The organism is Streptomyces sp. NPDC002566 (genome assembly GCF_042889585.1).
Lineage (GTDB): Bacteria > Actinomycetota > Actinomycetes > Streptomycetales > Streptomycetaceae > Streptomyces.
The window spans coordinates 132,840-146,067 of sequence record NZ_JBIARD010000006.1; the positions used below are offsets into that span (position 1 = coordinate 132,840).

Annotated in this window: 13 protein-coding genes and 1 tRNA gene; 5 read left to right on the forward strand and 9 right to left on the reverse strand. The window is 72.0% G+C overall.

What is annotated here, in order from left to right:
- Nucleotides 1-79: 79 nt before the first annotated feature.
- The 4 genes from ACFYXA_RS24780 to ACFYXA_RS24795 form a co-directional block, all read right to left on the reverse strand.
- Nucleotides 80-625, reverse strand: a complete 546-nt coding sequence (locus tag ACFYXA_RS24780; protein ID WP_352251992.1) for a SigE family RNA polymerase sigma factor — start codon at nucleotides 623-625, stop codon at nucleotides 80-82.
- Nucleotides 626-884: 259 nt separating this feature from the next.
- The gene (locus tag ACFYXA_RS24785) at nucleotides 885-2,051 is read right to left on the reverse strand and encodes a lipid-transfer protein (protein ID WP_389036420.1); all 1,167 of its coding nucleotides are present in this window, start codon (nucleotides 2,049-2,051) and stop codon (nucleotides 885-887) included.
- Nucleotides 2,048-2,464 carry a MaoC/PaaZ C-terminal domain-containing protein gene (locus ACFYXA_RS24790; protein ID WP_389036423.1) on the reverse strand — a complete coding sequence of 139 codons (417 nt, stop codon included), beginning with the start codon at nucleotides 2,462-2,464 and terminating at the stop codon, nucleotides 2,048-2,050. Before ACFYXA_RS24790 ends, ACFYXA_RS24785 begins: the two co-directional genes overlap by 4 nt.
- Entirely contained in the window at nucleotides 2,461-3,381 is a 921-nt protein-coding gene (locus ACFYXA_RS24795) for a bifunctional MaoC family dehydratase N-terminal/OB-fold nucleic acid binding domain-containing protein (protein ID WP_389036426.1), read from the reverse strand. Before ACFYXA_RS24795 ends, ACFYXA_RS24790 begins: the two co-directional genes overlap by 4 nt.
- A gap of 654 nt (nucleotides 3,382-4,035) precedes the next feature.
- Here ACFYXA_RS24795 and ACFYXA_RS24800 point away from each other — a divergent pair.
- Nucleotides 4,036-4,911 (forward strand): bifunctional DNA primase/polymerase, encoded by an 876-nt coding sequence (locus ACFYXA_RS24800; protein WP_389036429.1) that lies wholly within the window; start codon nucleotides 4,036-4,038, stop codon nucleotides 4,909-4,911.
- Between the two features lie 42 nt (nucleotides 4,912-4,953).
- Here ACFYXA_RS24800 and ACFYXA_RS24805 read toward each other — a convergent pair whose 3' ends face one another.
- From ACFYXA_RS24805 to ACFYXA_RS24815, 3 genes are all read right to left on the reverse strand, one after another.
- The gene (locus tag ACFYXA_RS24805; RefSeq protein ID WP_130439304.1) at nucleotides 4,954-5,202 is read right to left on the reverse strand and encodes an SCO4226 family nickel-binding protein; all 249 of its coding nucleotides are present in this window, start codon (nucleotides 5,200-5,202) and stop codon (nucleotides 4,954-4,956) included.
- A gap of 186 nt (nucleotides 5,203-5,388) precedes the next feature.
- Nucleotides 5,389-5,985 carry a dihydrofolate reductase family protein gene (locus tag ACFYXA_RS24810; RefSeq protein WP_389036432.1) on the reverse strand — a complete coding sequence of 199 codons (597 nt, stop codon included), beginning with the start codon at nucleotides 5,983-5,985 and terminating at the stop codon, nucleotides 5,389-5,391.
- 367 nt (nucleotides 5,986-6,352) lie between these two features.
- Nucleotides 6,353-6,439: transfer RNA gene (locus tag ACFYXA_RS24815), tRNA-Ser, on the reverse strand.
- Between the two features lie 257 nt (nucleotides 6,440-6,696).
- On the opposite strand from ACFYXA_RS24815, the gene ACFYXA_RS24820 reads away from it, so the two are divergent.
- On the forward strand, nucleotides 6,697-7,314 hold the full coding sequence (locus tag ACFYXA_RS24820) for a hypothetical protein (RefSeq protein ID WP_389036435.1): 618 nt from the start codon (nucleotides 6,697-6,699) through the stop codon (nucleotides 7,312-7,314).
- A 94-nt stretch (nucleotides 7,315-7,408) separates the two neighbouring features.
- On the opposite strand, the gene ACFYXA_RS24825 is transcribed toward ACFYXA_RS24820, so the two are convergent.
- Nucleotides 7,409-9,004, reverse strand: a complete 1,596-nt coding sequence (locus tag ACFYXA_RS24825) for a trypsin-like peptidase domain-containing protein (RefSeq protein ID WP_389036438.1) — start codon at nucleotides 9,002-9,004, stop codon at nucleotides 7,409-7,411.
- Between the two features lie 309 nt (nucleotides 9,005-9,313).
- Here ACFYXA_RS24825 and ACFYXA_RS24830 point away from each other — a divergent pair, with 309 nt between their 5' ends.
- The 3 genes from ACFYXA_RS24830 (at nucleotide 9,314) to ACFYXA_RS24840 (ending at nucleotide 12,180) form a co-directional block, all read left to right on the forward strand.
- A complete protein-coding gene (locus ACFYXA_RS24830) occupies nucleotides 9,314-10,150 on the forward strand; it encodes a glycerophosphodiester phosphodiesterase family protein (RefSeq protein ID WP_389036441.1) in 837 nt (278 codons plus the stop codon).
- Between the two features lie 221 nt (nucleotides 10,151-10,371).
- Complete coding sequence (locus tag ACFYXA_RS24835) at nucleotides 10,372-11,010, forward strand: ATP-binding protein (protein WP_351094316.1); 639 nt, start codon at nucleotides 10,372-10,374, stop codon at nucleotides 11,008-11,010.
- 204 nt (nucleotides 11,011-11,214) lie between these two features.
- The gene (locus tag ACFYXA_RS24840; protein WP_130439291.1) at nucleotides 11,215-12,180 is read left to right on the forward strand and encodes a DUF5926 family protein; all 966 of its coding nucleotides are present in this window, start codon (nucleotides 11,215-11,217) and stop codon (nucleotides 12,178-12,180) included.
- Between the two features lie 277 nt (nucleotides 12,181-12,457).
- On the opposite strand, the gene ACFYXA_RS24845 is transcribed toward ACFYXA_RS24840, so the two are convergent.
- Nucleotides 12,458-13,192: a hypothetical protein gene (locus ACFYXA_RS24845; RefSeq protein WP_389036445.1), complete on the reverse strand. Its 735-nt coding sequence runs from the start codon at nucleotides 13,190-13,192 to the stop codon at nucleotides 12,458-12,460.
- Nucleotides 13,193-13,228 lie beyond the last annotated feature (36 nt).

The following is a 13,228-nucleotide window of genomic DNA, read 5'->3' on the forward strand; positions in this document are numbered from 1 at the left end:
CGATCAGGACTCGTCAGGGATCGGTGCCCGGATCGCTCAGGATCCGTTGAAGCGCGTCCCGAATGCCCAGTTCAGCACGCTATCGAACAACGTCCAGCTCAGGGTCCTCCCGGAGCTTGCCCAGAGCCCGGGACACCGCCGACTTCACCGTGCCGACCGAGACGCCGAGCACCTCCGCCGTCTGCGCCTCGCTCAGATCCTCGTAGTACCTGAGGACTACCATCGCCCGCTGCCGCGCCGGCAGCCGCATGATCGCCCGCCACATCGCGTCGTGCAGCGCCTGCTGCTCGGCCGGATCGGTCCCGCCCGGCAGCGGCTCCGGCTCGGGCAGCTCGTCGCACGCGAACTCGTCGACCCTGCGCTTGCGCCACTGCGACGTGCGCGTGTTGACCAGGGCCCGGCGGACGTACCCGTCGACCGCCCGGTGGTCCTCGATCCGCTCCCACGCGACGTACGTCTTGGCCAGCGCGGTCTGCAGCAGGTCCTCCGCGTCGCTCGGGTTCGCGGTCAGCGACCGGGCGGTGCGCAGCAGCACCGGCTGACGGGCCCTGACGTACGACGCGAACGACGGGTACGGCGCGGGCCGCCTCATGTTGGACGCGCTGGTGCAGACGGGTGTGGTCATGCCTCCACGCTAGGTTCGCGCCCCGCCCGGCGGATCGGCCGCAGGTGCCGAAGCCGGGTCCCTCTCAGGTTGTAGGGGTGGAGCCGGTTCGACCTCCTGAAGGTGGACGGGCGGCGGGGCGTCCCCGAGGGGGCGCGGTCGTGCACGGCGCGGCCGGTCAGCCGTCCTCACGCTTCAGTGCCGCCCGGCCGGGTGGCAGTCCTCGCGCTTGCTCGCCGCCCAACCACCCAGCCGTCCGGCTGCTCAGTCGCCCGGCTGCTCAGTCGTCGGCGACGAGCACCAGGCCCGAGGTCGGCACACCCGTGCCCGCCGTCACCAGGGTGCGTGCCGCGCCCGGCACCTGGTTCACCGACGTGCCCCGCAACTGGCGTACAGCCTCCGCTATGCCGTTCATACCGTGGAGGTACGCCTCGCCGAGCTGTCCCCCATGGGTGTTGAGCGGGAGGCGGTCCTCGGCCACGAAGGCGGCGGCCTCGCCGGGCGGGCAGAACCCGAACTCCTCCAGCTGCGCCAGCACGAACGGCGTGAAGTGGTCGTACAGAATCCCCACGTCGATGTCGGCGGGCGCGAGGCCCGAGGTCCGCCACAGCTGGCGGGCGACCACGCCCATCTCCGGCAGGCCGGTCAGGTCGTCGCGGTAGAAACTGGTCATCTGCTCCTGCGCCCGGCCCGCGCCCTGGGCCGCAGCGGCCACGACGGCGGGCGGATGCCGCAGGTCCCGGGCGCGCTCCACCGAGGTGACGACCAGCGCCTGCCCGCCGTCGGTCTCCTGGCAGCAGTCCAGCAGCCGCAGCGGCTCGACGATCCAGCGGGAGGCCGCGTGCTCGGCCAGGGTGATCGGCCTGCCGTGGAAGTACGCCGCCGGATTCGCCGCCGCGTGGCGGCGCGCGGTGACGGCCACGTGCCCGAACGCCTCCGGGGTCAGCCCGTACGCGTGCAGGTAGCGTTGCGCCGCCATCGCCACCCAGGAGGCGGGGGTGAGCAGCCCGAACGGCAGCGTCCACCCGAGCGCCGTGCCCTCCGCCGACGGCTCCCTCTGCCGTACGCCCGAGCCGAAACGGCGGCCCGAGCGCTCGTTGAAGGCGCGGTAGCAGACAACGACGTCGGCGACCCCGGCGGCGACGGCGAGCGCGGCCTGCAGGACGGTCGCGCAGGCCGCGCCGCCGCCGTAGTGGACGCGGGAGAAGAAGGACAGTTCGCCCATACCGCACGCCTGGGCCACGGTGATCTCCGGGCTGGTGTCCATGGTGAACGTCACCAGGCCGTCCACGTCCGCCGCCGTGAGGCCGGCGTCGTCCAGCGCCGCCCGCACCGCCTCCACCGCCAGCCGCAGCTCGCTGCGCCCTGAGTCCTTGGAGAACTCGGTCGCCCCGATGCCGGCGACGGCGGCCCGCCCGCCCAGGAGGTCCCGCGTGCGGACGCTCATACGACGCCTCCGGCCGGCCGCTCGTCCCCGCCGCCGGGGACGGTGACGGTGACCGTGCCGGTGACGTGCCGCCCGTGGCCGTTCTCGCCCAGGACCCGCACCACCGCCGTGCGGCCGTCGACCTCCTCCACCGTGCCCCGCAACACCATCGTGTCCCCCGGGTAGTTGGGCGCCCCGAGCCGGATGGCGACCCTGCGCAGCACCGCCGTCGGACCGAAGTGGTCGGTGATGAAGCGGCCGACCAGGCCGTTGGTGGTGAGGATGTTCATGAAGACGTCGGGGGAGCCCTTCTCGCGGGCGGCCTCCGGGTCGTGGTGCACGTCCTGGAAGTCGCGCGAGGCGACCGCCCCGGCGACGATCAGCGTGCGGGTGACGGGCACTTCCAGCGGCCCCAGCTCGTCCCCGGGCCTCACATCGCCACCGCCTCGAAGACCGGCAGCACCAACTCCTCGTCGTAGCGCCTGAATTCGAGCCTTACGGGCATCCCGACGCGCACCTTGTCACAGGGCACGCCGACCACGTCGCTGACGATCCGCACACCCTCGGCGAGTTCGATCAGGCCGACCGCGTAGGGCGGGTCGAAGGCCGGGAAGGGCGGGTGGTGCATCACGACGTAGGAGAAGACGGAGCCGTCGCCGCTCGCCTCGACGGTGTCCCATTCCTGCCCGCCGCAGGCGTTGCAGCCGGGCAGCCAGGGGAAGCGCAGGGTGTCGCAGGCGGTGCAGCGCTGGATGAGGAGGCGATGCTCGCGGACGCCTTCCCAGAAGCCGGCGTTGTCCCGGTTGATCACCGGGCGAGGGCGGCGTTCCCTCGGTTTCCGTTGCGCCGGCGCGTACTTGAGGATGCGGAAGCGGTGCGTGCCGACCAGTTCACCGTCGACGCGCACGTCCGTCCGGGTGGTCACGAAGTGCCCCGCGCCGAGGGCGGTCGTCTTGCGGGCGGAGACCGACTCGATCACCGTGTCGAAGGCGACCTCGTCGCCCGGCCGCAGGGGGCGGACGTACTCCTGCTCGCAGTCGGTGGCGACGACGGCGGTGCAGCCGGCCTCGTCGAGGAGGGCCAGCAGCTCCTCGTACTCCCGCGCCCGGCCCGAACTGCTCTTGCCGACAGGTTCGTCGCCCCCCAGCCCGCTCATGATCCACGCCTGGAGCATGGTGGCCGGCGCGACGGCCTCCGGCCCCGTGTACGCGGGGTTGGCGTCGCCCATCGCCTCGCACCAGTGCCGGATCATGGGCAGGTTGACGGGGTCCCGGCCGACGCCGGCGACCGCGGCGGGCCGGCCCTCGTACGCCTTCAGCCGAGCCTGGAGACCGTCCGCCCCGTCACTCATCCTCGCCACCGCCCCCTCGCGTCGCAGAACCGTGCCGCGGAGGTTTCTGACTGTCCGTCAGATACGTTGCCGTGTCAAGGTTGTTCACGTCCCGCACGCGCGTCTGCGCGGCGACGCCGAAGCATCGCCGCGCAGACGCGTGACCCCCCACATCCCCTACCCCGGCACTCCTGTCGCCCTGACTGACGGCTGTGGCGGCGGAGCCCCTGATCTGTGCGGAGTTGCTCTGGTGCGCGACGCCCGGGCCGACGGCGTTCTGCGAGCGGAGACGGCGGCGATGAGGCGGGCGGTGCGGGTGCTTGCCATGAGGTTCCTCCAGGACAGGGGCTGCGCGGCAGATCGTGAGCGGTGCGTCGGCCGACCGGTGCGGCGACGGCGTCGCATGGCCAGAGTTGCCCAGAGAATCCCGTCGGCAGCCTCCCTGGGACCTCGATTAGCACGCAAGCGTGAGGACAAGTCGATAAACCACCATTGGCGCTCATCTACTCACCAAGCTCACAATCCCCGGCAACCCGGACGCAGGATCGCCGGTCCGGTCAAGCGAAGAACCGTTCCGGCGCAAGCCACCCCGCTTTCGTCTCGCCGCTTTCACCCTCGGCGCGTCGCAGCGCGAACCCTCTTGCCTTGTTCGAACACACATACGAAAATGAACGCATGGCCACCACCGACCGGTACCCCCGGCAGGCCAGCACCCTGGCCCTCGCCCACGCCCTGTCGGCCGCCGAACGCGGCCTGGCCGTCATCCCCCTGTCCCGGACGAAGCTCCCGGCCCTGCGCTCCCCGCACCGCGGCGACGACCCGACGGCCCCGCCCTGCCACGGCGAGTGCGGTCGCCCCGGCCACGGCGTCCACGACGCCTCCACCGACCCGGCCCGCGTCCGTGACCTCTTCGCCCGCGCCCCATGGGCCACGGGCTACGGCATCGCCTGCGGCCTGCCCCCGCACCACCTCATCGGCGTCGACCTCGACACGAAGTCCGGCACGGACGCCACGTCGGCCCTGCGGGAGCTGGCGCTGCGCCACCTGTTCACGATCCCGCCCACGGTCGTCGTACGCACCCCGTCCGGCGGCCGCCACCTCTGGCTCACCGGCCCACCGGACGTCGCCGTCCCCAACTCGGCCGGCCGCCTGGCCCCCGGCATCGACATCCGCGGCGCCGGCGGCTACCTGGTGGGCCCCGGCTCCCACACCGCCCACGGCGTCTACACCACGGCACCCGGCACGGCCCACCTCCCGCCGGCGCCCTGCCCCCGCCCTCTCCTGCGCCTCCTCCTGCCCCCGCCCCGCACCCACGCCGCTTCCCAGCAGGGCGACGCACGGGGCGACGGCCTGATCAACTTCGTCCTCACCGCCCACGAGGGCCAGCGCAACACCCGCCTCTTCTGGGCAGCCTGCCGCGCCTACGAGTCAGGCCTGGGCCCGGCCCTGAGCGAACCCCTGATCACGGCGGCGGTGCGCACGGGCCTGTCCCCCCAGGAGGCCCAGGCCACGGTGACTTCGGCGGCCCGGATGACGGGCGGCGAGAGGTGACGGTGTCCCCCGCCTGAGGCTCTTCGCAGGCGGGGGCGCGGTTCACACGGTGAGGGGAACGGGGTGGATCTCGTCGGCCGGGTGTCCGGTGCGTTCGTGAATGCGCTGCACCGCTTCGGCCGAGGGAGCCTCGGACAGGCAGTAGACCGTCCCGGACTCCGGGTCCGCCCAGGCCTTCTCGAAGTGGACGCCTTCCTGCCCCTCTATGGCGAGGTCGTCCTGATGTGCCTCCCTCAGCCGGTCGGCCGTGATGTCCTTCATCCCGTGGTGGACGTCCATGAACTTGGGCATACCGCCACACCTCCTTCCGCGGCTGGACCCCGGCACCGAGGGCGCCGGGCCGCTTGCAGGGCATCACTTCCATCCTGTGCCCGCGGACCGACGGCGGCGACCGCACAGACGACGGCCCCGCCCTGGGATCCTGACAGCCTCAGCGGAGCGAACCCGTACCCGGCGAGGCGTACCGGTCCGGGGCGTTCAGCTGTCGGCGCGCGTGTAGGAGAGGAACACCGCGCCGCTCTTGAGGACGGCGTGGTCGGCGAGTGTCCAGGAGCGGGGGTCGAAAGCGGCCTTGCGGGAGAACAGCGGTATCCCGTCACCGATGGTCAGCGGCCCGACCTTGAGGATGAGCGCGTCGATCTCGGCGTACAGGGAGCCCGCGAGTTCGGCACCGCCCAGGAGCCAGATGTCCTTGCCGTCCTGCTGCTTGAGTGCGCGCACGGTCGCCACCGGGTCGTCTGCCACCAGTTCGACGGCCGGGTCCGGGCTCTCGGTCAGGGTCCGGGAGAACACCAGGTGACGCAGGTGGGGGTAGGCGTCGGTGATGCCCGCCGCAAGACCGATCTCATAGCTGCGCCTCCCTTCGAGCACGGTGTCGAAGTGCGTGCCCTCCGCCGTGACGGACAGGGCCTGCCGGGCCTGGACGGGGAGCGTCTCCGGATACTCGGCCACGAGGTGCTGTATGTAGTCCTCGGTGATGGGCCAGAAGCCGTCGGGACCGGTGGGGTCCCCGCCGTCCGGGCCCGCGATGAAGCCGTCGAGAGTGGTGGCGATGTAGTGAACGAGTTTGCGCATGCCGGTCCCCTTCCGTTGGTCACGCCGCCACGCCACGGCCCGGCAGTGCCGGACGGCATGCCCGAGGTGCGCAGCGGCTGAGTGATCATGGCACCCACCCGCCCGACGCGGCCCCCGCGCCGTCATATCTCGCCAACTTTCGCGCGAACACCCACAGTTCGACTGCCGCACAGGCCGGCGGGGCGAGGCCCCGACGCGGCAGCTGCGGCGACCTCGATTGCGGCGATCACCAGTCCGCAGGGCGTGCCCGCCCGTGCCCCATCCGTGCCCGACAGGGCGGGAAACCACGGGGAACGGCGGTGCCGGACGGGCACCGGACAAGGCGACGGCCCCCGACCGTACTACCTGGTCGGGGGCCGTTCATCTGCGGTGGGTGTGGGATTTGAACCCACGGTGACATCGCTGCCACGACGGTTTTCAAGACCGTTCCCTTAGGCCGCTCGGGCAACCCACCTGCGCCCCTGCCCACCTGGGGTGGAGCGGGTACAGACTACCGGGCGCGGGCACTGCTCGGGGGGTGTGGTCCACACGTGGTCCGCCCCCGGAGTCCGTGACCTGCAGTTGATCTTGTAACGGGACTGTGCCGATGTTGTCCTGACTCAGAGATCGAGGCATCCGTTCGGTTCCCGGACCCCTCTAATGATCGAAGACGCACTGAGGGACTGAGCACACCTCAGCCCCAACCGATCGACCATTCGGGGGACTTGACCCATGATCCGCAACCGTCGCAAGGCCTTCCTCGTCTCCGCCGCGCTCCTGGGTTCCACCCTGCTGATGACGGCGTGCAACCAGGGCGACGACGCCGCCGACAGCTCCTCCAGCAAGGCCGCCACGTCCGCGGCGGCGAGCAAGTCCGGTGCCACCGGCGTCAGCGGCACCTCCGCGTCTCCCTCCGGTTCCGGGAAGACGTCCGGCGGCAGCAGCACGTCCGGCAGTGGCAGCACCTCGGGGTCCGGGAAGACGTCCGGCGGCAGCAGCAAGTCCGGGTCCGGGAGCACGTCCGACTCCGGCGAGACCGTCGTGGAGGGCATCGACAAGGGCAAGGGCGTCAGCGGCACCTGGTACGGCATCGTGCGGTACGTGGCACCCGGCAAGTACCTGGTCGACGGTCCTGCGGCCAAGGGCTCCGGCGGTGAGCAGCAGGCGTTCTTCCTCGCCGAGGACACGGTGATTCTGGGCGGTGGCCAGATCTGCGGCACCGCCGGCTCGAAGGTGGACGCCCCGTGCGAGGAGGCCGACCTGGAGAAGGCCTCCAAGAACGGCGTGGAAGCCGAGGTCGTGATCAAGAACGGCATGGCCACAAAGATCACCGACGGCGCGCTCCTCTGATCCGGTGGCTCGCGACGAGTGAGGCGGTCTGCCGGAATCCTGGATCCGGCAGACCGCCTCACTCATTGCCGCGTCTCGCGGCATGGCCTCGTGGTCAGTTGTCGCCCTTGCGGGAGCCGAGGGTGAGGTCGACCGTCTGGGTCTTGCCGCCCCGCTCGTAGGTGATCGTCACCTTGTCGCCGGGCTCGTGGGTCCAGATCTCGCCGATGAGGGTCGGGCCGCTGTCGATCACCGTGTCGTCGAGCTTGGTGATGACGTCACCAGGCTTGAGGCCCGCCTTGGCTGCGGGACCGCCGGCCTCGACCGCGGCCGCGCCGCCCGCGCCCTGGTCGGTGATCTTCGCGCCGTCGGTCGACTCCTCCAGGGAGACGGACGCGCCGATCTTGGCGTACACCGGCTCACCCGTCTTGATCAGCTGCTTGGCGACGTACTTGGCCTGGTTGATCGGGATGGCGAAGCCGAGGCCGATCGAGCCGGACTGGCCGGCGCCGCCCAGGCCGCCGCTGCCGGTGGACTGGATCGCGGAGTTGATGCCGATGACGTTGCCCTGGGCGTCCAGCAGCGGACCGCCGGAGTTGCCCGGGTTGATCGAGGCGTCGGTCTGCAGGGCGCTCATGTAGGAGGAGGAGCTGCCGGAGCCGTCGGACGAGGCCACCGGGCGGTTCTTGGCGCTGATGATGCCGGTGGTCACCGTGTTGGAGAGGCCGAAGGGCGCGCCGATCGCGATCGTCGAGTCGCCGACGGCCACCTTGTCGGAGTCGCCGAGGGTCAGCGGCTTGAGGTCCGAGGGCGCGTTCTTGAGCTTGATCACCGCGACGTCGTAGCCCTTGGCGTGTCCGACGACCTCGGCGTCGTACTTCTTGCCGGTCGGGAAGGTGGCGGTCACCTTGCCGCCGTCGACCGCCTCCGCCACGACGTGGTTGTTGGTGACGATGTGGCCCTGGGTGTCGAAGACGAAGCCGGTGCCCGTGCCGCCCTCGCCGTTGCTGGACTCGGCCTCGATGGTGACCGTGCTCGGCAGGGCCTTGGCGGCAACGGCCGCGACCGTGCCGGGGTCGCGCTTGATGGACCCGCCGCTGTCGGAGGCGGAGACCGTGGTGGAGCCGGAGCTGTCGTCGTTCTTGGCCAGGGTGTAGCCGAGACCGCCGCCGAGGCCGCCGGCGGCCAGCGCGGCCACCAGCACCGCCGCGACGAGTCCGCCCCGCCCGCGGCGGGCCTTGGGCTCGGGCTGCTGGTAGGAGGAACCCCACCCGCCGTCGCCGCCGGAGCCGAAGCCGCCGTCGTACGACGCGGTCGTGGCCGGCGGCGGGGGAGGCCAGCCGCCCTCGGCCGCGGTGGCGGGCTGCGGGGCGGGGTACTGGGGCGCGCCGTGAGCGGGTGCGCCGTGCGGCGCGGAGTGCTGGGGGCCCGCGCCCTGCGGGGCGGCGGGCGGAGGCCAGTCGCCCTCGGGTGCGCCGCCGGAACCGGGTGCGGGCGCGGCGCCGTACGGGGCGCCGTTGGCGTAGGGACCCGCCGGCGCCGCTGCCGGGGGCGGGGGCGTGGACGGCATCGGGGTGGTCGGGGCGCCCGCGTCGGCCGGGGGCGTCTGCGATGTGGGGGAGGCCGAGGGAGATTCCACCGGCACGGGAGGTGCGGACGGGGCCGGGGGGACCGTGGCGCCCTCGTTGGTGCCCTCGTTCTCGGTGCTCACAGCTCTTCTCCTCGATCCACGGCTGTTGTCCTCGGTCGCACTTCGATCACGCTCGTTCGCGCGTGTCGACGACCCGGCGCGCTGCAGCTGTGCATGTGCTTTTGTACATCTCAGCTTTTCCCACGGGCCGTCAGAGCACCATAAGCGGTGGCTGTGGGTCCATGGCCATTCTTTACATAGGACATTTTCCAGTATTCCGGTCACTTCTCCGGAACATTCAGACGGTTCTCAGACGACCGGTCCGACGGCCGGGCATTCGGCTTTCCCACCGGCCGGACGCGCACCCCGCGCCGGTGGCACCATGACGCGGTGACCCAAGCACGGCAGCACCATATTCAAGTCGTCGCCCACCGCGGGGCCTCCGAGGAAGCCCCCGAGCACACCCTCGCCGCGTACCGGAAGGCGATCGAGGACGGCGCGGACGCCCTCGAGTGCGACGTACGGCTCACCGCGGACGGCCATCTCGTCTGTGTGCACGACCGACGTGTCAACCGTACGTCCAACGGCCGCGGCGCCGTCTCCGCGCTGGAGCTCGCCGACCTCGCCGCCCTGGACTTCGGCTCCTGGAAGACGGGGGAGGCGCGGGAGGCGTGGACCACGCGCGACGAGGAGCCCGACTGGGAGGTGCGGCCCGAGGACCGCGAGGCGACCTCCGTCCTCACCCTGGAGCGCCTGCTGGAACTCGTCGCCGACGCGGGACGCCGGGTGGAGCTGGCGATCGAGACGAAGCACCCGACGCGCTGGGCGGGGCAGGTGGAGGAGCGGCTGCTGGAGCTGCTGAGGAGGTTCGGACTCAACGCGCCCGCCACGGCCGCCGACTCGACGGTGCGGATCATGAGCTTCTCCGCGCGCTCGCTGCACCGCGTGCACGCCGCCGCGCCGACACTGCCGACGGTCTACCTGACGCAGTTCGTCTCGCCCCGCCTGCGGGACGGGCGGCTGCCGGCCGGGGTGGGGATCGTGGGCCCCTCGATCCGGGTCGTGCGCGCTCACCCCGCGTACATCGAGCGGTGGAAGCGGGCCGGTCACCAGGTGCACGTGTGGACGGTGAACGAGGTGGAGGACGTCGACCGCTGCGTCGGACTCGGCGTCGACGCCATCATCACCAACCGCCCCCGCGCGGTGCTCCAGCGCCTGGGCCGCTGATCCGGCGGCGTCGAATCGGCCGGGCGGACAGAACCATTCCGTAAGGCGAAAGATCCATACGGAATCACAGAAGTCACAGAAGTCGCATCCACACCTCTTGACCGCGCCGTCCCCCTGCAGCATCCTCCATTTCCGGCCACACCGAAGAAATCAAGCCACACGAGGACCGTCCCGTCACGGGGTGTGCTCCGGCGCGTTCGGTCCGTATTCGATCGTTGTGAATGCGTCCCTGGACGTGGATTGGCCGGTTTCCGGTACAGGCCAATGGGGCATCCACACCGTGGCGTGGGGCGAAGGAGGTCTCGGGGGTGGCGTTGGTGGTGGCACAGGAGGTGCCCACGTCGTCGAGCATGGCCGTACCCCATGGCCCTGCGGGCGTGGGCAAGGCGCGGCACCGCATGCGCGACCAACTGCGCAGCGGCGGGGTCGCCGAAGCGGTCATCGACGACGCGCTGCTGATCCTTTCCGAACTGTTGAGCAACGCGTGCAAACACGGCCGGCCGCTGGGCGACGCCCTGGCGGGAGACGGTGACGTGCGTGCCGCGTGGTGCGTGGATCCCGCCGGCCGGCTGGTCGTCGAGGTCACCGACGGCGGCGGCCCGACCCGCCCGGCCCCGGCCACCCCCTCGGTCACCGCGCACGGCGGTCGGGGGCTCAACATCATCACGGCGCTGTCGGACGACTGGGGCGTGCGGGACGACGCCCGCGGCGAGGTCACCGTCTGGGTGGTGGTCCACGCCGACGTCCACGATCCCGACGCCGGCTGCCGGCGCGACGACTTCGCCTCACGGGTCGCGGCCCCGGCGGTGTCGACGATCCCGGGCCTGGACTTCGCGGACGCGTTCGACGACTTGGACTGAGGGTCGGGCTGACGGACCGGGTTCCGGCTCACGGGACTGAAGGTCCGGCTGAAGGGACCGGCGGGCGGGGCGGTTTCGCCGGAGGCGCGGCGGTGGCGCCCCGGCCCCGGCCCGTCCGTCAGTGTCCACAGGTCCCCCTGACTCCCCGTACGAACGGCTAGGCTCCCGCCCGTACCAGACGAGCCGTACCCGGGAGACACCCAGATGGCCAAGAAGCGACACCAGACGACGGCCAGGCGGCCGCAGCTCACCGACGGCGAGATCCCGGTCGTCGGCGCGCGGGAGCCCTGCCCCTGCGGCAGCGGCCGGCGCTACAAGGCCTGCCACGGCCGGGCCGCCGCGCACGCCGCGACCGAGCTGGTGCAGCGCCCCTTCGAGGGCCTGCCGGGCGAGTGCGACTGGGTGGCGCTGCGCGAACTGGTCCCCGCCGCCACGGTCGAGCTGCCGCTGAAGGGCGGCCTGCCCGAGGGCGTCCCCTCGGTCACCCTCGCCACGGTGCTGCCGATGGCCTGGCCCGCCCTGCGCCGCGACGACGGCTCGGTCCTGCTCGGTCTGCAGAACGACACGGCGTCCGGCGACATCAGCCGTGACATGGCCGACACCCTTCAGCGCGCCCTGGAGGCGGAGCCGGGCACGCCGATCCAGGCCCGTCGCGCCCCCGCCGACGGTCCGCGGATGCAGGACCTGCTGGACGCCGAAGGCGCCTTCGAGCCAGTTGTGCACAGCGGTTTCGAGTTCTGGGTGCCGGACTCGGAGAACGCGGCCCCGGAGGTGGCGGCCTCCCTGGAGCGGGCCAACGCGGCGGCGATCCCGACCGTGAAGCTCACCGGCGTGGACGCCGCGTACTGGTGCGAGACCCCGGAGAAGAACCACCTGCGGTGGGTCATGCCGCACCCGGAGGAGCAGCTTCTGGACGCCCTCGCGCGGCTGCACGCGGCGGGCCGTTCGAACCTCGGGGAGGGCACGCGTCTGGTGGGCTCGTTCCGTGCGCACGGCCTGACAGTGCCGGTCTGGGACCTGCCGAGCGGCGTCTCGGCGGACGACGTGGAGAAGCCGGCCGCCGAGTTCGCCGAGCGGCTCGCCGCCGCCCTGGCCACCGACGCGCCGCTCACCCCCGAGGAGCGTCGCGCCCGCGGCGGACTGACCAACCGGCAGGTCACGCTCAGCTGAGGCGCAGCTCCAAGGCCCGGTCCGGCTGACCGACGGGTCAATGCCCCGGACCGGGCGGCCCGCGTGGCCCGCCTCACAACTGCCTTGTGAAAAAGGTGAGTCGGCGACGGATGCGCCGTTCGCTCGGTGTCCGGAAAGCCGAGGAAAACAGGAGATCGAATTTGCTTGGAGCCGATCTCTTGTTACCGTTCGAGTAGCCCGGTTGCTGGTGCATCCCCCGTCGCCAGCAACCGGGTCTTTCCATGCCCGGTGCCGTTCTCGCACCGACGGCCGAGCATCAACTGCCGGTGAAAGCCTCGGAGTTGCTGCCGGACCGCAACAACAGCGGCCCGCCTCCGGCGCTGCCCGCGGCTCCGGCGCTCGCCGCGCCCCCTGCGCCCGCCGTGGATCCGCCGGCACCCGCGCCGTCCGCTGCACCCGTTGCGCCCGTTGCGCCCGAGAACTCCGCGACCGCCGTGTACGCCCCCGCGTCGCCCTGCGCGCGCTCACGGGGCGTCTCGCAGGCGCCCGGCTCGTCGTCCGCGCCCACCGCGCAGCGCATCTGCACCGTGTGCCCGTGCGGACCCATGAAGCTCAGTACGGCGTTCAGGGCACGGCCCGTGGAGTTGCGGTAGTAGGTGCGCGCCCACGTGTCCTCGCCCTGGGTCAGCACACAGGTCTGCGCCTCGACACCCTCAGGGGAGCTGAGCTCCGGACCGCAGCGGGCGCCGGTCGCCAGCCCGAGGCCCAGCAGACGCGGGGACGCGGAGGGCGTGACGACGGGCGGCCGCGCGTCGTCGGTACTGTGCGCGTCACGCGTACCGTGCGCACCGGCCACGCCCGAGCGGCCCCCGCCCGCCGCGCCCACGGCGCCGCCGCCCGCTCGGCCGTCGGTCACAGGGTCGTCGGCCAGGGGCAGCGGACTCACCGCGAACTCCCCTTCATCGTCCACGGACCCCGCGGACGCCATGGCCAGGGGAAGCACGATCGCGCACACCACAGCGCCCCCGAGGGCGAAGAGACGCAAGCTCATGAAGCGGAAGATAACGAGCGAACGCGTCCGTTCCGT

What these genes read in the sequence shown, in the direction of transcription:
- ACFYXA_RS24835 (WP_351094316.1), top strand. Translation starts at nt 10,372, where the DNA reads ATGCGTCCCTGGACGTGGATTGGCCGGTTTCCGGTACAGGCCAATGGG.
- ACFYXA_RS24805 (WP_130439304.1), bottom strand. Translation starts at nt 5,202, where the DNA reads ATGCCCAAGTTCATGGACGTCCACCACGGGATGAAGGACATCACGGCC.
- ACFYXA_RS24810 (WP_389036432.1), bottom strand. Translation starts at nt 5,985, where the DNA reads ATGCGCAAACTCGTTCACTACATCGCCACCACTCTCGACGGCTTCATC.
- ACFYXA_RS24795 (WP_389036426.1), bottom strand. Translation starts at nt 3,381, where the DNA reads ATGAGTGACGGGGCGGACGGTCTCCAGGCTCGGCTGAAGGCGTACGAG.
- ACFYXA_RS24845 (WP_389036445.1), bottom strand. Translation starts at nt 13,192, where the DNA reads ATGAGCTTGCGTCTCTTCGCCCTCGGGGGCGCTGTGGTGTGCGCGATC.
- ACFYXA_RS24800 (WP_389036429.1), top strand. Translation starts at nt 4,036, where the DNA reads ATGGCCACCACCGACCGGTACCCCCGGCAGGCCAGCACCCTGGCCCTC.
- ACFYXA_RS24780 (WP_352251992.1), bottom strand. Translation starts at nt 625, where the DNA reads ATGACCACACCCGTCTGCACCAGCGCGTCCAACATGAGGCGGCCCGCG.
- ACFYXA_RS24840 (WP_130439291.1), top strand. Translation starts at nt 11,215, where the DNA reads ATGGCCAAGAAGCGACACCAGACGACGGCCAGGCGGCCGCAGCTCACC.
- ACFYXA_RS24785 (WP_389036420.1), bottom strand. Translation starts at nt 2,051, where the DNA reads ATGAGCGTCCGCACGCGGGACCTCCTGGGCGGGCGGGCCGCCGTCGCC.
- ACFYXA_RS24820 (WP_389036435.1), top strand. Translation starts at nt 6,697, where the DNA reads ATGATCCGCAACCGTCGCAAGGCCTTCCTCGTCTCCGCCGCGCTCCTG.